Annotated in this window: 16 protein-coding genes, 2 tRNA genes and 1 pseudogene; 7 read left to right on the forward strand and 12 right to left on the reverse strand. The window is 65.6% G+C overall.

Annotated features, from left to right (window positions below):
• Positions 1-244 precede the first annotated feature (244 nt).
• Positions 245-2,401 (reverse strand): MHYT domain-containing protein, encoded by a 2,157-nt coding sequence (locus ACK4S9_RS09820; RefSeq protein WP_409724826.1) that lies wholly within the window; start codon positions 2,399-2,401, stop codon positions 245-247.
• 121 nt (positions 2,402-2,522) lie between these two features.
• On the reverse strand, positions 2,523-3,515 hold the full coding sequence (locus tag ACK4S9_RS09825; protein ID WP_409724828.1) for a diguanylate cyclase domain-containing protein: 993 nt from the start codon (positions 3,513-3,515) through the stop codon (positions 2,523-2,525).
• Between the two features lie 271 nt (positions 3,516-3,786).
• Here ACK4S9_RS09825 and ACK4S9_RS09830 point away from each other — a divergent pair, with 271 nt between their 5' ends.
• The 4 genes and pseudogenes from ACK4S9_RS09830 (at position 3,787) to ACK4S9_RS09845 (ending at position 6,946) form a co-directional block, all read left to right on the forward strand.
• Entirely contained in the window at positions 3,787-4,023 is a 237-nt protein-coding gene (locus ACK4S9_RS09830; protein WP_409724909.1) for a helix-turn-helix domain-containing protein, read from the forward strand.
• 168 nt (positions 4,024-4,191) lie between these two features.
• Positions 4,192-5,061, forward strand: a complete 870-nt coding sequence (gene htpX / locus ACK4S9_RS09835) for a protease HtpX (RefSeq protein ID WP_409724831.1) — start codon at positions 4,192-4,194, stop codon at positions 5,059-5,061.
• Positions 5,062-5,113: 52 nt separating this feature from the next.
• Positions 5,114-6,145, forward strand: coding sequence for an AI-2E family transporter (locus ACK4S9_RS09840; RefSeq protein WP_409724833.1), 1,032 nt, complete (start codon positions 5,114-5,116; stop codon positions 6,143-6,145).
• 3 nt (positions 6,146-6,148) lie between these two features.
• Positions 6,149-6,946, forward strand: a pseudogene (locus ACK4S9_RS09845) (transposase).
• Between the two features lie 112 nt (positions 6,947-7,058).
• On the opposite strand, the gene ACK4S9_RS09850 reads toward ACK4S9_RS09845, so the two are convergent.
• Both ACK4S9_RS09850 and ACK4S9_RS09855 read right to left on the reverse strand, forming a co-directional pair.
• Positions 7,059-7,133, reverse strand: a tRNA-Val gene (locus ACK4S9_RS09850).
• Positions 7,134-7,174: 41 nt separating this feature from the next.
• A complete protein-coding gene (locus ACK4S9_RS09855; RefSeq protein WP_409724836.1) occupies positions 7,175-9,244 on the reverse strand; it encodes a GDSL-type esterase/lipase family protein in 2,070 nt (689 codons plus the stop codon).
• A gap of 243 nt (positions 9,245-9,487) precedes the next feature.
• On the opposite strand from ACK4S9_RS09855, the gene ACK4S9_RS09860 reads away from it, so the two are divergent.
• The gene (locus tag ACK4S9_RS09860) at positions 9,488-10,120 is read left to right on the forward strand and encodes a class I SAM-dependent methyltransferase (RefSeq protein WP_409724912.1); all 633 of its coding nucleotides are present in this window, start codon (positions 9,488-9,490) and stop codon (positions 10,118-10,120) included.
• A gap of 55 nt (positions 10,121-10,175) precedes the next feature.
• On the opposite strand, the gene ACK4S9_RS09865 is transcribed toward ACK4S9_RS09860, so the two are convergent.
• From ACK4S9_RS09865 to ACK4S9_RS09880, 4 genes are all read right to left on the reverse strand, one after another.
• Positions 10,176-10,250: transfer RNA gene (locus tag ACK4S9_RS09865), tRNA-Val, on the reverse strand.
• A gap of 26 nt (positions 10,251-10,276) precedes the next feature.
• A complete protein-coding gene (gene dnaQ, locus ACK4S9_RS09870) occupies positions 10,277-10,996 on the reverse strand; it encodes a DNA polymerase III subunit epsilon (RefSeq protein ID WP_409724839.1) in 720 nt (239 codons plus the stop codon).
• Between the two features lie 73 nt (positions 10,997-11,069).
• The gene (gene rnhA / locus ACK4S9_RS09875; protein ID WP_409724842.1) at positions 11,070-11,528 is read right to left on the reverse strand and encodes a ribonuclease HI; all 459 of its coding nucleotides are present in this window, start codon (positions 11,526-11,528) and stop codon (positions 11,070-11,072) included.
• Complete coding sequence (locus ACK4S9_RS09880) at positions 11,525-12,298, reverse strand: class I SAM-dependent methyltransferase (protein ID WP_409724845.1); 774 nt, start codon at positions 12,296-12,298, stop codon at positions 11,525-11,527. Before ACK4S9_RS09880 ends, rnhA begins: the two co-directional genes overlap by 4 nt.
• Before the next feature lie 27 nt (positions 12,299-12,325).
• Between ACK4S9_RS09880 and gloB the strand changes: the two genes are divergently transcribed.
• Positions 12,326-13,126, forward strand: coding sequence for a hydroxyacylglutathione hydrolase (gene gloB, locus ACK4S9_RS09885; protein ID WP_409724848.1), 801 nt, complete (start codon positions 12,326-12,328; stop codon positions 13,124-13,126).
• Positions 13,127-13,283: 157 nt separating this feature from the next.
• On the opposite strand, the gene aceB is transcribed toward gloB, so the two are convergent.
• The gene (gene aceB, locus ACK4S9_RS09890; protein WP_409724851.1) at positions 13,284-14,873 is read right to left on the reverse strand and encodes a malate synthase A; all 1,590 of its coding nucleotides are present in this window, start codon (positions 14,871-14,873) and stop codon (positions 13,284-13,286) included.
• A gap of 163 nt (positions 14,874-15,036) precedes the next feature.
• On the opposite strand from aceB, the gene ACK4S9_RS09895 reads away from it, so the two are divergent.
• Positions 15,037-15,939 (forward strand): LysR family transcriptional regulator, encoded by a 903-nt coding sequence (locus ACK4S9_RS09895; RefSeq protein ID WP_409724854.1) that lies wholly within the window; start codon positions 15,037-15,039, stop codon positions 15,937-15,939.
• Between the two features lie 92 nt (positions 15,940-16,031).
• On the opposite strand, the gene ACK4S9_RS09900 is transcribed toward ACK4S9_RS09895, so the two are convergent.
• From ACK4S9_RS09900 to upp, 3 genes are all read right to left on the reverse strand, one after another.
• Complete coding sequence (locus tag ACK4S9_RS09900; RefSeq protein WP_027867533.1) at positions 16,032-16,235, reverse strand: cold-shock protein; 204 nt, start codon at positions 16,233-16,235, stop codon at positions 16,032-16,034.
• A 371-nt stretch (positions 16,236-16,606) separates the two neighbouring features.
• Complete coding sequence (locus tag ACK4S9_RS09905) at positions 16,607-16,954, reverse strand: Hpt domain-containing protein (RefSeq protein ID WP_409724857.1); 348 nt, start codon at positions 16,952-16,954, stop codon at positions 16,607-16,609.
• Positions 16,955-16,978: 24 nt separating this feature from the next.
• Positions 16,979-17,629 carry a uracil phosphoribosyltransferase gene (gene upp, locus ACK4S9_RS09910; RefSeq protein ID WP_409724859.1) on the reverse strand — a complete coding sequence of 217 codons (651 nt, stop codon included), beginning with the start codon at positions 17,627-17,629 and terminating at the stop codon, positions 16,979-16,981.
• Between the last annotated feature and the right edge of the window lie 67 nt (positions 17,630-17,696).

The raw sequence follows: 17,696 nt of genomic DNA on the forward strand, positions 1-17,696 counted from the left end.
GTAAAGTCATGAAAACCGAGTAATTCTTTTGTTTCAATCAAAAAACCACGGCCGTAGACTGTTCGTTGCGGCCGCGCGCCGCGGCCCGCGTCAGGGAAGGGAGACGGTCCGTAGCCGCGCCTTCATCGTCGAAGGCGTGGACGGCGCCGGACAGGCAGACAGGGAAAGACTGTCCAGTGGCCGCCTTTCCGCCCGCGCGTGCAAGTTCCGGAAGCCTCGAGATATCGCGTACCGAAGCTGGAAGCTAGACTGAACTGCGGCTCAGCGCCCCGCGCCCCGCCATCCCCACCACGGTCTGCAGCAGCAAGGCCGGACGCAGCGGCTTGGCCAGGTATTCGTCGAAGCCGGCCTCGAGCGCGCGCTGCTGGTCTTCGCGGCGCGAGAACGCCGTCAGCGCGATCGCCGGCACGCCGGCCACCGCCTTGTCGCGATCGGCGCGGATGCGCCGGATCAGCTCGAAACCGTCCATCAAGGGCATGCCGATGTCGCTGATCAGGAGGTCCGGGCAATGGCGCCCGGCCATGCGCAGGGCATCGGCCGCGCTGGTGGCCGTCACGATCCGGGCGCCGGTCTCGCACAAGACCTGCTGCACCAGTTCCAGCGAATCGCGTTCGTCGTCCACCACCAGCAGCGTGAGGCCCGCCAGGCTGCCGTCGCCGGAGCCGGGCATCTCGTCGAGCGCGCCGGCCGGCGCCGGCGCGCGCGGCGCGCGCGCGGGCGCCCCCCGGGAGAGCGGCAGGTGCACGGGAAATGTGGCGCCCCCCCCCCCGCCGCCCCAGGCCCCGGTGATTGCGCCCCCCCGCCGCGCCCCCCGCCGCCCGCCGCCGCCGCGGGCCCCCCCGCCCCGCGCGCCGGCCGCCCCCGGCGCCCGCGGCTCGATCGCGGCCGCGCCCAGGTAGAGCGGCAGGTGCACGGTAAAGGTGGCGCCGCACCCCACGCCGCCGCTGGCCACGGTGATGGCGCCGCCCTGCAGCTCCACCAGCTGGCGCGCGATCGCCAGGCCCAGGCCGAGGCCGCCGTGGCGCCGCGCCGACGAGGAATCGGCCTGGCGGAAGCGGTCGAACACATAGGGCAGGAAATCGGGATCGATACCGATGCCGGAGTCGGCCACATCGATCGCCACCGCATCGCCCTCGCGCCGCACGCTGACGGCGACCCGGCCACCGGGCTCGGTGAACTTGACCGCATTCGACACGAGGTTCGTCATCACCTGCTGCATGCGTCCGGGATCGCCCAGCACCGGGCCGGCGTCGTAGTCGACCTCGGCCACCAGCTGGATCTGCTTGCCGAGCGCCGCCGGACGCGCGGTCTCGAGCGCGGCGTTGACGAATTCGGCCGGCGTCACGGCTTTCGCTTCCACCCTGATCTTGCCGGCGATCAGGCGGCTCATGTCGAGCATGTCCTCGATCAGCTGGGACTGGGCGCGCGCATTGCGCTCGATGGTCTCCAGCCCGCGGCGCAGCATGGCCTCGTCGCGCCGGCCCTGCAGCAGCAGCTGCGACCAGCCCAGCATGGCGTTCAGGGGCGTGCGCAGCTCGTGCGACAACGTGGCCAGGAATTCGTCCTTCAGCTGGCTCAGGTGCTCGGCTTCGACCCGCGCCTTCTGTTCGCGCAGATAGAGGTCCTGACGCTCGGCGGCCGCTTCCTGGGAAGCCGCCAGGGTGCGATTGCGCGACTCCAGGCGGGTGTCGAAAATGGCGGCCAGCAGCGCGATGGTGAGCAGCGCGAAGGCGATGACGGCGACCAGGATCGCCAGGTGATCCTGGTTGACGCCGTCGTTCGCGGCGCGGCAAACGCTGCCTGCCTCGAAGTGGGCGGCGGCCATGCCGGTATAGTGCATGCCCGCGATGGCCCCGCCCATGACGACGGCGGCGCCCAGTTGCGCCAGGCGCGGGTGCCTGAGGTTCTCGTTGAGCCGGAAGCCGATCCACAGCGCGCCGGCGGAGGCGCCGATGGCGATCGCCACGGAAGCCGCGAACAGCCAGGGATCGTAGCGGATGGCCGGATCCATGCGCATGCCTGCCATGCCGGTGTAGTGCATGGCATTGATGCCCAGGCCCATCAGGATCGCGCCCCAGACCAGGTGGCGGCCGGCCAGCTCGCGGTGGCGCAACTGCCACAGGGCCAGCCCGGACACGATCACCGGCAGCAGCCAGGAGACGAAGGTGATCAGGGGATCGTAGGCCAGCGGCATCGGCAGGCGGAAGGCCAGCATGCCGATGAAGTGCATGGCCCAGATGCCGCTGCCCATGGCGAAGGCGCCGCCGGCCATCCAGGCATGCGCCGCAAGGCCGTGCGACTGCTTGACCCGCATCGCCAGGCTCAGTGCCGTATACGATGCGAAGATCGCAGCCAGGATCGAGAGGAGCACCAGCGTTGGTTGGTAATGGCCGATCAGCATAGAAAGCTCAGTTGAATCCCTTCATGTCCATACAACGCGGCGCAAGCCCCACGATTCGAGTGTACACGACGCCAGCCGGACCTGGCGCTATCGAAACCGCTAGGCCCAGCCGGGGCCGGCCTCAGGCCGGCGCCTGTGCGGATGCCAGGACGTCGCCGTCCACCACCACCCGGTCGCGCCCGCCCCGCTTGGCGGCGTACAAGGCCTTGTCGGCCGCTTCGATCAGTTGCGCCGGTTCGATGAGGCTGCCGCGCTCGAATGCGGCCACCCCGATGCTCAGGGTCACGTGAGGACGCAGCGCCGCCGGCGCATGCGCCAGCCCGAGCGCGGCGACGTGCTCGCGGATCGCGTTCGCATGGGCGCGCGCCTGCTCGGCCGTGGTGTCGGGGAGGATCGCCGCGAACTCTTCGCCGCCGTAGCGCGCGGCGACGTCGGCCGGGCGCTTGCACATGGCGGCCAGGGCCTGGGCCACCGTGGTCAGGCAGGCGTCGCCCTCCTGGTGACCGAAGTGGTCGTTGTAGGCCTTGAAGGAATCGATGTCCATCAGGAGCAGCGCCAGCGCGCCGCCGTTGCGTTGCGCTCGGCGCAGCTCGCGGTCGAGGGCGACGTCGAAGTGGCGGCGGTTGGCGATCCCGGTCAGGCCGTCGACGTAGGAACGGGCGCGCAAGGATTCGGCATGATCGAGCAGGCGGCGCTCGCGGTCGGCGGCGCCGCTGACGTCGCGGATCTCGACCAGGCAGAAGCGCTCGCCCCCTTCGCTGAAAGGCGTCACGCTCACCGCCTGCTCGATGCGCGCGCCGTCGAAGCTGCCCGCCTCGCGCAGCGGGAACGGGGCGCGGCCGCTCGATGCCGGGATCGTGGTCGCGGTCTCCTCGGTAAGGGCCGCCAGCACCGCCGACTCGACCCGCGAGCCGCGCAACTCCGGGAACACCTCGAACAGCGAACGGTCGCGCGCGCGCGCGGCCGCATAGCCGGAGCGCGGCACCATCCAGCCGTTCCACAGCACGATCGCCTGCGCGGCGTCGAGCACGACCAGGCCGGAGTTGACGAGGTTGACGGCGCGCGCGGCGAAACTGTTCGCGGGTGCGCTCGCGGGGTCGGTCTTGTTGTTCATCGGAGGCAGGCCAGGGATCAAAAAATGATGACAGAAAGAAACTCGCGGATCATACCCGAGTTTGCGCCGCTGCTGGTCTCCTCCGTAAAAAGCGCTATTTACAAAAAACGCATGGTCGTGATTTTTCGTGAGCCTTGGGGCATCTCTTTCCGGCTACGATCAAGTCTTTGGTGCGGCCCATCCGGTCGCAGGTGAGATCGACATGGGCGAACGAAAGGGACTTTCAATGGCTGGCAAGATGGGTGAAGAATTCGGTGTGGACACCGTCGCAATGGACCTGGCTGTCGAAGCGGCGCCCCTGCACGCGCCGTGGCCGGCCGCGCCGCACGAACTGCGCCGCCTGCGGATTCGCAAGCGCGAAAGCCAGGAAAAATTCTGGAGCCGCTTCGGCGTCACCCAGTCCAGCGGCAGCCGTTTCGAAACCGGCGTCGTGATCCCGCCGCCGGTCGCCATCTTGCTGCGCCTGTACGTCAACGGCACGCTCAAGGACGAAGACCTGCACGGCTGACCCCTTCGGGGGACGCGGTGCGGGGCTGACGGGCGGCACTTCCGTATTTAAGAAGTAAAGCTTCGAATTTCTTCGCTTTTACTGGATCAGCCGGGTGCGTTATCCTTATGGCTGAGCAGGACCGGCCGCGGGCCGTCCTGCCGCTATCGATCAACGCACACCGGAACCATGAAACGCATCGTACTCCTCATCGCGACCAACCTCGCCATCATGCTGGTGCTGGGCATTTCGGCCAGCCTGCTGGGCGTGAACCGCTTCCTCACCGCAAACGGCCTGAACCTCGGCGCCCTGCTCGTCTTCGCCGGCCTGATGGGCTTCGGCGGCGCCTTCATCTCGCTCCTGATCAGTAAACCCATGGCCAAGTGGTCGACCGGCGCGCGCGTGATCAAGCAGGCGTCGAACGCGACCGAAGCCTGGCTGCTGGCCACCGTGGCTTCCCAGGCCCAGCGCGCCGGCATCGCCATGCCGGAAGTCGCGGTGTACGACGGCGAGCCGAACGCATTCGCCACCGGCGCCTCGAAGAACGCCTCGCTGGTGGCGGTGTCGACCGGCCTGCTGTCCTCGATGACGCAGGACGAGGTCGAGGCCGTGCTGGCGCATGAGGTCGCGCACATCGCCAACGGCGACATGGTCACCCTCACCCTGATCCAGGGCGTGGTCAACACCTTCGTGATCTTCCTGGCGCGCGTGGTCGCCTACGCGGTCGACAGCCTGCTGCGCAAGGACGAGGAAAGCAGCGCCCCCGGCATCGCGTACACCGTCACCGCCATCGTCTGCGATATCCTGTTCGGCATCCTGGCCAGCATCATCGTGGCCTGGTTCTCGCGCCAGCGCGAATACCGCGCCGACCGCGGCGCCGCCCGGATCATGGGCACGCCGCGCCCGATGATCGATGCGCTGGCCCGCCTGGGCGGCTTCGCCCCGGGCGCGCTGCCGAAGAACATGGCCGCGTCGGGCATCGCGGGCGGTGGCGTCATGTCGCTGTTCAGCAGCCATCCGTCGTGCGAGGATCGCATCGCCGCGCTCCAGCGCGCCTGAGCGCCTCAAGCAAGCTAACATCCACAACAACATACAAGGGGACCGGGCCAGGATGCGCTACTCGTCACTCGTGCTGCCGGTGCTGTTCACGATCGCACTGGCACTACTGTTGCAACACTTCCTCGGCTCGCTGGCTTGGGCCGGCCTGCTGGCCGTCATCACCTGGCCGCTGCACGAACGCCTGCAGGCACGCGGCCTGCCGCGCATGGCCAGCGCCAGCGTGCTGCTGGCGCTGCTGGTGTTCTGTTTCGTCGGGCCTTCGCTGCTGCTGTTCAAGGCGCTGGGCAACGAACTGGTCGGCCTGCAGCGCCTGCTGGCCGAACTCAACGAAGTCGGCGTGCCGGCGCCGGCCTGGCTGTCCGGCATTCCGCTCGTGGCCGAGCGCATCCTGGCATGGTGGAGCGAGCACCTGGCGGTGCCGGGCGGCCTGAACGCGCTGATCCAGACCACCCTGGGCGACGTCATGCCGCACCTGACCGGCGCGGCGCGCTTCTGGGGCTCGGTGATCCTCGCCAACGCGCTCTACCTGTTCCTGACCCTGCTCACCCTGTTCATCCTGTACCTGCACGGCCCCGCCGTGGTGCGCTATGTGGACGGCGCCGGCAACCGCTTGCTGCCCGAGCATTACGGCAACCTGCGCCGCATCCTGCCGCTGTCCGTGCGCGGCACCGCGCTCGGCCTGTGCTCGATCGCGGTGCTGGAAGGAGTCGTGCTGGGCGTCGCCTACTACGTCGCCGGCGCGCCGGCCCCGGCCATGCTGGGTGTGATCACCGGCTACCTGGCCCTGATCCCCGGCGGCGCCCCGCTGTCCTTCACCATGGTGTCGCTGCTGCTGCTCGGCCAGGGCAATGCCGGCGCCGCGCTCGGCCTGTTCGTCTGGGGCGCGGTGGAGCTGTTCATGGTCGACAAGTTCATCCGTCCGAAACTGATCGGCCACCGCGTCAACCTGCCTTTCCTGGCGGTGCTGTTCGGCCTGCTGGGCGGCGTATCGACCCTGGGCGTGATCGGGCTGTTCGTGGGACCCTTCATGATGGCGGTGCTGTTCAGCTGGCTGCGCGAAGGCCAAGTCACGCCCAGGGCCTAGCACCTGAAGCGGGCGCGCGACGCGCCCGTCGATCTGGCAAAGGATGCATTCCAAGTCCACGGTATAGACGAGCAAGGCCAAGTTCGTATAAAGCGCTCGCTCAAGCGTAGGGAAATGATAGAGTTCTTCACGCGTATCGAGCCCTGCCTGATCGGCATGGAGAGTTGTGGCGGTGCCCACGATTGGGCGCGGCGGCTTCGTGAAGTGGGTCATACGGTGAAGCTGATGGCGCCACAGTTTGTAAAGCCTTACGTCAAGGGGAACAAGCATGACGCAGCTGACGCCGAGGCCATCTGCGAGGCGGTGCGTCGGCCAACGATGCGGTTCGTTCCAATGAAGACGGTCGACCAGCAAACCATTCTGGCCGTACACCGAGTACGGCAGGGAATGATCAAGGCCAGGACGGCGCAAGCCAATGCTTCAAATTCATAAGTGGCATCGCGCCAGTGACGTTTCTCGGAATCTAGAACAGATTCCCGGAGTCGGTCCAATTACAGCCAGTGCTCTAGTGGCATCGATTGGCGATGCGCGCAACTTCAAGAACGGTCGCCAGCTAGCCGCATGGCTCGGATTAGTACCTGAACAGCACTCCAGCGGCGGCAAGACCAAGCTGCAAGGCATCAGTAAGAGAGGCGACAATTACCTGCGCACCTTACTAGTACATGGAGCGCGAGCGGTAGTGAAAGCGCCGAGCGAAAGCCAGAACGCTATGCTTGGCTTAGCAAATTGATGTGCCGCAGTCACATCAACGTCGCGACTCTTGAAATGCGGTGCGCGCATGGTCGTTCCCGTCTGTGGTGACAGGCGTTTGACCATGGAGCAGCTCAGCAGTTCGACGCTCATCCATAGCGAAGGTTGACAGCGCCATGCGAAAAGGCCCGCAACGTTTCCGTTGCGGGCCTTTTTCGAATCCTGGTGGGAAGTGCAAGTTTCGAACTTGCGACCCCTGCAGTGTGAATGCAGTGCTCTACCCCTGAGCTAACCTCCCGAGTGCGCGTATTATGCACTATCTATTGAGATTCATCAATATCAAACCGGATGATCGTTCTCCGCTTTCGGCGGCTGCGCCAGCACCCACATGAAGTACAGCGCCTTGGCGGCCTTGGCGCGACTGACGGACGCCTTCGGTTCCAGCAGAACGCCGTTCACCATGCGCCCGCGCGCGATCCCGGCCTCTGAACGGATCAGGCCGAGTTCATAGGCCGCTTTCAAGCTGGCGACGTACTGGACCGACACTTCGCCGATATCGCGCAAACGGTCCCAGCCGACCAGCGGGTAGTACATGGCGCCTTGCGCGCCGCTGTCGAGGTTGGGATCGTAGCCGGGCGTGCCCGGCAGCACGGTCTTGCCGTTGTAGTCGGTCATGTAGGCCGGCTTGGCGGCGAAGCGGGCGCGGTAGGCATCGAGCAGGATCACGCCCATCAGTTCGCGCGAGAGCGGGCCGTCTGCGTACTGCGCCAGCCTGCCCGCGGGCAGGCGCATCGCCCTGGCGAGCGCCGCGGCGAATTCGCGGATGCGCACGGTCTGCCCCGGATTGAAATTGCCTTGCGCATCCTTGCTCAGGACGCGCAATTGCAGCAATTTCTCGACCTGGTCGCGATAATACGCGCCCTCGCCGACCACGATGTCGCGCGCGGTTTCAGGATGGATCGACGACCAGTCACCGGCGGCGATCGCGGCCCTCGCCTCGCTGCGCAGCCCTGCGACGATGCCGGCAGCGACCCGGTCGCCCTGTCCGGCCAGCCGCGCCAGTTCACCGACGACCATGCGCGCATACTGTTTCGACAGCGACTCGCGGAAATGGGTGCCGTCGATCTTGTTCGCGGGATGGCCGTTGGCGTAACTGCCGTCGTTGGTCTTGCCGGGTGTCTCGCCGGCCTCGATCGCCATCACCATCGGCATGATGGCCGTGGCGCCCACCTCGTTGTAGTAGTCGACGCTGCGCGCGTTCAGGTCCACCACCGTGACGCCATGCGCCGCGCCCAGCTTCTTCATCAAGTCGGGAAAGCGGCGCTTGCTGAAGGAATTCACGAACACCTCGCCGGGACGCGCGTTGCCGTTCACGCGCGACATCGGCGTGACGAAGACCGGCACCATGCCGCGCGCGCGGATCGCCGGCAGGTAGAACTCGGTAATGAAAGTCTCGTACATCGCCTCGGTCGATCCGCGCCCGAAGCGCCGCGCCTCGTCGAGGCTTTCGTCGTTGTGACCGAACTGGATCATCACGATGTCGCCGACGCGGCCGTCCATCAAGAGGTCATTGAGCCGGCCTTCCGCATAGGCGTTGCGGAAGGACCGCCCGCCCATCGAATAATTCAGCAGCCTGAGCTTGCGCGGGTCGAACAGCTTGTCGACGACCTGGCCCCAGCCGCTCATCGGCGCCTCGTCGAAGGTGTAGGACTTGACGGTCGAATCGCCCAGCGTATACAGGGTGGGGAGCCTGCCGGCCTCCCTCTCCTGCGGTGCGATCGGCGTGATCACGATCTGCTCGACCCCGACCGGCGTGTTCGGGCGTTTCGGCTCGATCTCGATGTCCAGGAAGCCGCGCCCATTGACGTAGCGGAAGGACCATTCCCTGCCCTGCCAGGTGGCCGGGGTAGCGTTCGGCAGCAGGCCCGCCGCATCCCAGAACACGCCGGGTGCCAAGCGACTGGCCTGCATGCCGGTCACCGCCACCGTGGTGTCTTCCATGTCGGATGTGGTCCGGACGCGGATCGCGTAGGCGCCCGGGGCGGCCTTGATGCGGAAGGCCATGCCGAAGTTGTTGTAGTGGTCCTTCTCGAAACCCTTCTCGGCCTCGAAGGCCGGCTCCTCGATCACGAAGCCGGTGCCGGCGCTGCGGATGGCGCCCGCATGGACGACGCGCGCCGGCAGGGCGCCGGTGTGCTCGACGAAGCCGTAGCCGGCCGCGGCGTCGTAGCGCGGCGCGCCAAGTCGCTCGTCCAACTTGACCTGGACGGCGCCCGGCGCGGGCTTGTCCGTGAAGTCGAAGCGCAGCGTGGCGCCTGGCGCCTGCGCCGCGGCCAATGCTGGGAGGCACAGCACCAGGCCTGCGAATGCGCCGCGCAGCGCGGCGGCGTGTTGCTTGTGTGTGGTCATGGGTTCCTTCATGGTCGGCTTGCCGGTCGGCACGAGGAGCGGGGTTATCCTGAAGCCCTCGCTAGTTGTACGATGACTTGACCCGAGAACATAGCAGAGCCTCCTATGAAACTCAAGGCCCCGCTTGCGCAAGCCGCCATAGTCGTCATACATCTGAGGCCGCGAGCTGGCGTAAGCTGCGTCCGGCGCGGATCGATTAGGATTGCAGCTGACACTCACCCCATCAGGAGCGCCATCTTGCCTGTGCATCTCTCATCCACGCCGCTCCCAGGCGCAAGCAGCCCGGCCTCGCCGATGCGTCGCCGCGTGACGGCCGGCGGCGGCGCCCTCGCCGGCCTCGCACTGGCGCCGGCACTCATCCTCCCTTCGCAGGCCGCCACCGCGCGGCTGCCGGTCGTGCCCTATGTCGCCACGCCGCCGGATGTGGTGCGGCGCATGCTGGCGCTGGGCCGGGTCGGCCGCGGCGACACCGTCTACGACCTGGGCTGTGGCGACGGCCGCATCGTGATCGAGGCGGCGCGGCGCCATGGCGCACGCGGCGTCGGCATCGATCTGGATCCTGAGCGCATCCGCGAAGCGCGCGAGAACGCGCGCCGCGCCGGCGTGGAACGGCGGGTACGCTTCGAGCAGGCAGACCTGTTCGCGACCGATTTCAGTCCGGCCACGGTGGTCATGCTGTATTTGCTGTTCGAGGTGAACCTGAAGTTGATGCCGCAGCTATGGCGCCAGCTGCGCCCGGGCAGCCGCGTGGTGTCGCACGACTTCCACATGGGCGGGCAGTGGCCGCCCGAGCAGATCGTGCGGATCCGCAAGCATTCCCTGTACGCCTGGACCATTACGCCCGACCTGAGGGCGTACGCGACGGGGCAGCCCTAAAAACAAAAAAGACGTCGATCGCTCGCGCAATCAACGTCTTTTTCATGTGAATTCTTGGTGGGAAGTGCAAGTTTCGAACTTGCGACCCCTGCAGTGTGAATGCAGTGCTCTACCCCTGAGCTAACCTCCCGAAGCGAGGCGTATTATGCCACAGGATCACTCGGCCGTCATCCCTGCGGGCGAATAATTCCGCCACAGGCAGCTGCCCTTCACATTCTTGTCCAGGCCGGCGAGGACTTCTTCGTGCGCGGCGAGTTCGTCGGCACTGGCCGCCACCACGATGATCTCGCCGAGCGGCCCGGCATCGCCCAGTTCGCCGCCGGAGCTCGCTTCGACCGCCACGTCCATGGTTAGCGAGTTCTGGCCGCGCGTCATTGCGAGGTAGACGTCGGCCAGCAGTTCCGAGTCGAGCAATGCACCGTGCAGCTTGCGGTGCGCGTTCGAGATTTCGTAGCGGTCGCACAGGGCGTCCAGCGAGTTGCGCTTGCCCGGATGGAGTTCCTTGGCCTGCACCAGGGTATCGATCACGCCGCTGCAGTGCGAGGTGAACGGCGGCAGGCCGAGGCGCTGGAACTCGTGGTTCAGGAAGCCCAGGTCGAAGGGCGCGTTGTGGATGATGACTTCGGCGCCCTGTACGTATTCGCGCAGTTCCTCGACGATCTCGGCGAACTTCGGCTTGTCGCTCAAGAATTCGGTGGTCAGGCCGTGCACCGCCAGCGCGGCCTCGTCCGAGTCGCGCTCCGGGTTGATATAACGGTGAAAATTATTGCCGGTCAGCTTGCGGTTGACGATCTCGACGCAGCCGACCTCGATGATGCGGTCACCCGTGCGGGGATTCAGGCCGGTGGTTTCGGTATCGAGGACAATCTGGCGCATGGGGTGTCGTGAAGTGTTGAAGCGGGTTGCAGTATAGCAAACCGTAGCCCGCTCATCGACCGCCTGACGCGAATTAGCGACGCACCGAGGCCGCGCCGCGGTTGGCCAGCACGTCGGCGCGCTCGTTGCCCGGATGGCCGTTGTGGCCGCGCACCCAGCGCCATTCGACCGCGTGCTGCTGCTGCGCCAGGTCGAGCGCCTTCCACAGGTCGTCGTTCTTCACCGGCTCTTTCGTCGAGGTCTTCCAGCCGCGCGCCTTCCAGCCGTGGATCCATTCCGAGATCCCCTTCTGCACGTACTGGCTGTCGGTATGCAGGACGACCTGGCATGGGCGGTTCAGCACGCCGAGGGCCTCGATCACGGCGCGCAGTTCCATGCGGTTGTTGGTGGTGTTCGGCTCGCCGCCATAGATTTCCTTTTCGTGGCCATTCGAGACCAGGAGCGCGCCCCAGCCGCCGGTTCCTGGATTGCCCTTGCAGGCGCCGTCGGTATAGATTTCCACCTTGGTTGGATTCGTTTGTGCTTCGCTCATTCTCTGTTCGCCGCCGGCACTGCTGCCGGCCGCTTGCTCGTTTTCTTGTTCCATGCAGGTCCGATGATGTGCATGCCCTTGACCCGCTTGATGGCGTGGACCACGTACACGGCGCCCAGGTAGGGCCACCAGCGCCGGCCGGCCGACTCCATCATCGAGAACCGGCTCAGCCAGTGGGCTGTCCGGCACGGCGGCGCGTAGCAGCCGAAATGGCTGCGGCTGACGCCGAGATTCAGCAATTTTAACCAGTCCTTCAGGCGCGGCATAGAGATGAACTCGCCGGAGGCCGGCAGGTAGCCGTTGCGCGTGACCTTGCCCACGCCCTGGCGCATGCCCCACAGGCTGGCCGGATTGAAACCGCAGATAATCAATTGCCCTTCCGGGATCAGGACGCGCTCGACCTCGCGCAGCACCTGGTGCGGCTCGCTGGCAAACTCGAGCACGTGCGGCAGCACCACCAGGTCGATGCTGTGCGAGGCGAACGGCAACTCCTCGAAGTCGAGGGCCACCGCGATCTGCTGGCCGCCCGCCGCGAAGGCGAGTTCGTCGGCGGTCGAGGTGCGGATCGCGGCCTGCCACTTGTTGGGCATGCGGCTGGCCGCCAGCGCGTCCAGTTGTGGCACGCCGATCTGCAGCGCATTGAAGCCGAAGATGTCGACCGTCAACTCGTCGAGGCAGGCTTGCTCGAAGGCGCGCACGTAGGCGCCCGCCGGCGATTGCAGCCAGTGGTCGAGCGCTATAATGGATTTTTCCGATGACGCGCTGTCCATGCAACCCTTTCAGCCTCCACATTTACCATGACGAGACACGTACGCCAGGACCTGTCGGTCCTCACCGTTCCCGCCTTTAACGACAATTACCTGTGGGCGATCCATGACGGCGTCCATGCGGCAGTGGTCGACCCGGGCGATGCCGGCCCCATCCAACAAGCATTGGCCGAACACCATCTTACCCTTTCTGCCATTTTACTCACCCATCACCATGCTGACCATATCGGAGGCGTGCCCGCCTTGTTGGCGCAGGGCAGTGTTCCGGTATTCGGTCCGCGTCATGACGGCATCGAGGGCATCACGCAGGCCCTGGGCGAAGGCGAACGCGTGGAGGTGCCAGGACTCGACTTGGTGCTCGAGGTGCTCGAAGTGCCGGGCCATACCCGGGGACACATCGCCTACGTGCGGCGCACGCCGGGTGCGCACTGGCTGTTCTGCGGCGACACCCTGTTTGCCGGCGGCTGCGGCCGGCTGTTCGAAGGCAGCCCCGCACAGATGGCGGATTCGCTGGCCAAGCTCGCCGCCCTGCCGGACGATACGCTGGTTTATTGCGCGCACGAATACACGGTATCGAACCTGCGCTTCGCCCAGGCGGTCGAGCCCGATAACCAGGCGATCGCCCTGCGCATGAAGGATGCGAGCGAGCGGCGCGGCACCCGGCTGCCGACGGTGCCCTCGACCATCGGGCTCGAGCGCGGCACGAATCCCTTCCTGCGCTATACGGAGCCGGGGATCGTCAACCGCCTGGTGCAGGCCGGCAGGCTGAAGGAAGGCGCGACGTCGGTCGAGGCCTTCGCCGCGCTGCGCGAATGGAAGAACGTGTTTTGATGTTGTAGGGTGGGCGGCTCGTGTATCGGGCCACTGGCCCGGTACACCCCACGCGGTGATTGTTACCGGCGTTAATATCGCGTCGGATGATCTCGCTGCAAACCATCGCCGCGTGGGCGGGAAACCCGCCCACCCTACGATAAGCACAACCGCAGACTCAAATCTCCTCGTACAGCGGCAAGGTCAGGAACTCGGCAAACGTATCCGAGGTCGACATCTGCTCGAAGATCTCGGCCGCCCGCGCATAGCTCGGGCTCTCCCCGTTCGGCGCCACCGCCTTTACCTTGGCCAGCTCTTCCGGAATCATCGCGCGCACCATCTCGGCCGTCACCTTGCGGCCATCCACGAGCACGCCCTTGGGCGTCCGGATCCACTGCCACACCTGCGAGCGGCTGATCTCGGCCGTCGCCGCATCTTCCATCAGGTTATGGATCGGCACGCAGCCATTGCCGGCCAGCCAGGCGCCCAGGTAGTGGATGCCGACGTTGATGTTGTAGCGCAGGCCCTCTTCCGTGATCGGGGTCTCCGGCTTGAAGTCGAGCAGTTCCGCAGCCGTCACGTTCACGTCCGGACGCTGCTTGTCGATCTGGTTGGGCTTGTCGCCGAGCACCTTCACGAACTCGGTCATGGCCAGGTCGACCAGGCCCGGGTGCGCCACCCAGCCGCCGTCGTAACCGTCGGTCGCGTCGCGCGCCTTGTCGCCCCGCACGCCGCCCATGGCCACCTCGTTCTTCGCCGGATCGTTCTTGATCGGAATCAGGGCCGACATGCCGCCGATCGCCGGCGCGCCGCGCTTGTGGCAGGTCTTGAGCAGCAGCAGCGCATAGGCGCGCATGAAAGGCGACGTCATGGTCACCTTGGCGCGGTCGGCCAGGCAGAAGTCCTTGTCCAGCTTGAACTTCTTGATGCACGAGAAGATGTAGTCCCAGCGGCCCGCATTCAGGCCGGCGCTGTGTTCGCGCAGTTCGTACAGGATCTCGTCCATCTCGAAGGCGGCCAGGATGGTCTCGATCAGCACGGTGGCCCGGATGGTCCCGCGCGGCAGGCCGAGCGCGTCCTGGGTCATGAGGAAGATGTCGTTCCACAGGCGCGCTTCCAGGTGCGACTCCATCTTCGGCAGATAGAAATAGGGCCCGGCGCCGCGCGCCAATTGTTCCTTGGCATTGTGGAACATGAACAGGGCGAAGTCGAAGATGCCGCCCGAGACCCGCTGGCCGTCCACCAGCACATGCTTCTCGTCCAGGTGCCAGCCGCGCGGGCGCACCACCAGGGTGGCCACCTTCTCGTTCAATTGGTAGGTTTTACCGTTCTGCTCGAGCGAGATGGTGCGGCGCACGGCATCCATCATGTTGATCTGGCCGGTGATCTGGTTGTCCCAGTTCGGCGTGTTCGAATCCTCGAAGTCGGTCATGTAGCTGTCGGCGCCGGAGTTGAGCGCATTGATGACCATCTTGCGTTCGACCGGACCGGTGATCTCCACGCGCCGGCAGGCCAGCGCCTGCGGGATCGGCGCGATCTTCCAGTCGCCGTCGCGGATGTGCGCCGTCTCGGGCAGGAAGTCGGGACGCTCGCCGGCGTCGAGACGGCGCGCCCGTTCGGCGCGTGCGGCCAGCAATTCCTGGCGGCGCGGCTCGAAGGCGCGCGACAGCTTCGCGACCAGGTCGAGGGCGTCCGGCGTCAGGATCTGTTCGTAACCAGGCTTGATCTCGGCGGTGATCTGCATGCCGGCGGGGGTGGCGATCGTCATTGCTCAACTCCTGTAAGTGGGAAAGCGTTTGCTCGCTCCAGGCTGCTCAGAGCAGCCTTGGCGTTTGTCATAGCATCAAGTATATTCACTTATAGGTAGCTAAACGATACATTTTCGCACTACATCTGTGCGTTTTTGTATCAAATCGAGCACGTGTGGAAGAATGGACAAGTTCAAGCAAATCTCGACCTTCGTCGACGTGGTCGCGCGCGGCAGCCTGTCGGCGGCGGCACGCGCCGAAGGAATCGCCCCGGCCATGATCGGGCGCCGCCTCGACGCCCTCGAAGCGCGGCTCGGCGTCAAGCTGCTGCAGCGGACCACGCGCCGCCTGGCGCTCACCGACGAGGGCGCGGCCTTCCTGGAGGACTGCCAGCGCATCCTGGCCGACCTCGACGAGGCCGAGTCCGCCGCCGCCGAACGCAGCGCGCGCGCCACCGGGCACTTGCTGGTCTCGGCCCCGGCCGGGTTCGGGCGCCAGCACGTGGCGCCCTTGCTGCCCTCCTTCCTGGCCGAGCACCGCGAACTGACCGTCAACCTGAACCTCACCGACCGCCTGGTCGACGTGATCGGCGAAGGCGTCGACGTGGCGATCCGCATCGCCAGCCTGACCGATTCCAGCCTGGTCGGCGCCAAGCTGGCCGACAACCACCGCGTCGTGGTCGGCACGCCAGCCTACCTGAAGCGCCACGGGCGGCCGCAGGTACTGGCCGATCTCGCGAAACACAACTGCCTGGCGATCAGCAGCGAAGGCAGCCAGCGCGGCTGGACCTTCCTCGACAAGGGCAAGCCGGTCACCCTGAAGGTGGGCGGCAACATGGAGTGCAACGACGGCGCCGTCCTGCACGCCTGGGCCCTGGCCGGCAAGGGGCTGGCCTGGCGCTCGATGTGGGAAGTGGGCGCGCAGATCGCTGCCGGCGAACTGTGCACGGTGCTGGACGAATTCGCGGCGCCCGGTAATGACATTTATGCTGTATTTGCTCAGCGGCAGCACCTGCCCTTGCGGATACGCGCTTTCGTCGACTTCTTGCGCCGCAGCTATTCTCAGCCGGAATACTGGCGGATTTGATGGCCAGCCATGCAACGCGGGTAAGATCGTGAGCCGAACGGGCAAAAAAAATCCCCGGCAATCCGGGGATTTTTGCTATCGCTGGAGAGCGATTACAGCGGCTGGATGTTCGCGGCCTGCTTGCCCTTCGGGCCGGTGGTCACGTCGAACGAAACGCGCTGGTTCTCTTGCAGCGATTTGAAGCCGTTGCTCTGGATTGCCGAGAAGTGTGCGAACAGATCTTCGCCGCCTTCATCAGGGGTGATGAAGCCGAAACCCTTCGAGTCATTGAACCATTTAACGATGCCAGTTGCCATTACAATTTCCTATTTCAGTTAAGTGGGCTTGCGCCCGTTTAAGATCGTTTGAAGAAGCAAGAAAGGAATGACAGACTAACTGCACTACTACCTACAACCCAACGATCCCGTATTATACCGAATAAAAACGGCGCGACACGCTTTTCGCAAAATAAAAAAGCGGGTTTCTGCAACAATTCCTGTAAAAGTTCCTAACTTCAACTTTTACCGGTCTGTTTTTAAATCGGCAGTAATAAGAATATAGGTCAGCAAGTGGTTGCAAGTTTGTGCGGCATCAAACGATATGACATTGACTTACTGCGACTGGACATCACGCAGTTATTACTCATGGGCTAGAGCAGCCGCACAATATTGCCGCCGGCTTTCCGGTTTCAGGCCAGGCCGCGCGGGTCGCGGCGTGCCGCCTCCACGAACTGCAGCAGTTCGCCGACCCAGGCGGCCCAGTCGCTAGGGGCCACGGTCTCGAAAGCGGTCAGCACGCGCAGGCGCTGCTCCAGCAGGCGCGCATGCTGGCCGAGGCCGCGGTAGCCGAAGGTGACGGCCGAGCCGGCCATCGTGTGCAGCATGGCCTGCAGTTCGCCGGCGGTGGCGGCGGGCTGCAAGGGGTCGAGCTCGGCGCCGAGCGCCGCGATGCGCTCCAGGATTGCGGGCAGGCGACTGGCGAAGCCGGCGTTCGCCGACGCCAGGCGCGAGAAGAACTGCTGGTCGGCACCGTGCATCTCCACCCTCCTCGCGCCTGCCGCTTATTTGGTGCCGAAGATGCGGTCGCCGGCGTCGCCCAGGCCCGGCACGATGTACGCATCCTCGTTCAGGTGCGAGTCGAGCGAGGCGACATAGACCTTCACGTCCGGATGCGACTTCTGGAACACATCGAGGCCTTCCGGCGCGGCCACCAGCGCCAGGAACAGGATCTGCTCGCTCGGCACGCCGCGTTTTTTCAGCACGTCGACGGCATGCACCGCCGAATTGCCGGTCGCGATCATCGGGTCGCACAGGATGAAGGTCCGCTCGTTGGTGTCCGGCAGGCGCACCAGGTACTCCACCGGCTCGTGGGTGTCCGGATCGCGGAACACGCCGATGTGGCCGACGCGTGCCGAAGGCACCAGTTCCAGCAGGCCGTCGCTCATGCCGATGCCGGCGCGCAGGATCGGCACGATCGCCAGCTTCTTGCCGGCGATGACCGGCGCCTCGATCGTCACCAGCGGCGTCTGCACGGTGCGGGTGGTCAGCGGCAGGTCGCGCGTGATCTCGTACCCCATCAAGAGCGTGATCTCACGCAGCAGTTCGCGGAAGGTGCGCGTGGAGGTATCGTGCTCGCGCATGTGCGACAGCTTGTGCTGGATGAGCGGGTGGTTCAGGATGAAGAGGTTGGGGAAGCGCGGATCTTGTTTCATGGTCGATATCGAACGTGTCGGTGTAATGCTCTTGGACCGGCATTATCCCAGCCACGCGCGCATTTGT

Source organism: Massilia sp., assembly GCF_046293535.1.
Classification (GTDB): Bacteria; Pseudomonadota; Gammaproteobacteria; order Burkholderiales; family Burkholderiaceae_D; genus Telluria.

What these genes read in the sequence shown, in the direction of transcription:
- ACK4S9_RS09820 (WP_409724826.1), bottom strand. Translation starts at nt 2,401, where the DNA reads ATGCTGATCGGCCATTACCAACCAACGCTGGTGCTCCTCTCGATCCTG.
- dnaQ (WP_409724839.1), bottom strand. Translation starts at nt 10,996, where the DNA reads ATGCGCCAGATTGTCCTCGATACCGAAACCACCGGCCTGAATCCCCGC.
- ACK4S9_RS09900 (WP_027867533.1), bottom strand. Translation starts at nt 16,235, where the DNA reads ATGGCAACTGGCATCGTTAAATGGTTCAATGACTCGAAGGGTTTCGGC.
- ACK4S9_RS09830 (WP_409724909.1), top strand. Translation starts at nt 3,787, where the DNA reads ATGGACCTGGCTGTCGAAGCGGCGCCCCTGCACGCGCCGTGGCCGGCC.
- gloB (WP_409724848.1), top strand. Translation starts at nt 12,326, where the DNA reads ATGACGAGACACGTACGCCAGGACCTGTCGGTCCTCACCGTTCCCGCC.
- upp (WP_409724859.1), bottom strand. Translation starts at nt 17,629, where the DNA reads ATGAAACAAGATCCGCGCTTCCCCAACCTCTTCATCCTGAACCACCCG.
- htpX (WP_409724831.1), top strand. Translation starts at nt 4,192, where the DNA reads ATGAAACGCATCGTACTCCTCATCGCGACCAACCTCGCCATCATGCTG.
- ACK4S9_RS09905 (WP_409724857.1), bottom strand. Translation starts at nt 16,954, where the DNA reads ATGCACGGTGCCGACCAGCAGTTCTTCTCGCGCCTGGCGTCGGCGAAC.
- rnhA (WP_409724842.1), bottom strand. Translation starts at nt 11,528, where the DNA reads ATGAGCGAAGCACAAACGAATCCAACCAAGGTGGAAATCTATACCGAC.
- ACK4S9_RS09855 (WP_409724836.1), bottom strand. Translation starts at nt 9,244, where the DNA reads ATGACCACACACAAGCAACACGCCGCCGCGCTGCGCGGCGCATTCGCA.
- ACK4S9_RS09840 (WP_409724833.1), top strand. Translation starts at nt 5,114, where the DNA reads ATGCGCTACTCGTCACTCGTGCTGCCGGTGCTGTTCACGATCGCACTG.
- ACK4S9_RS09880 (WP_409724845.1), bottom strand. Translation starts at nt 12,298, where the DNA reads ATGGACAGCGCGTCATCGGAAAAATCCATTATAGCGCTCGACCACTGG.
- ACK4S9_RS09895 (WP_409724854.1), top strand. Translation starts at nt 15,037, where the DNA reads ATGGACAAGTTCAAGCAAATCTCGACCTTCGTCGACGTGGTCGCGCGC.
- aceB (WP_409724851.1), bottom strand. Translation starts at nt 14,873, where the DNA reads ATGACGATCGCCACCCCCGCCGGCATGCAGATCACCGCCGAGATCAAG.
- ACK4S9_RS09825 (WP_409724828.1), bottom strand. Translation starts at nt 3,515, where the DNA reads ATGAACAACAAGACCGACCCCGCGAGCGCACCCGCGAACAGTTTCGCC.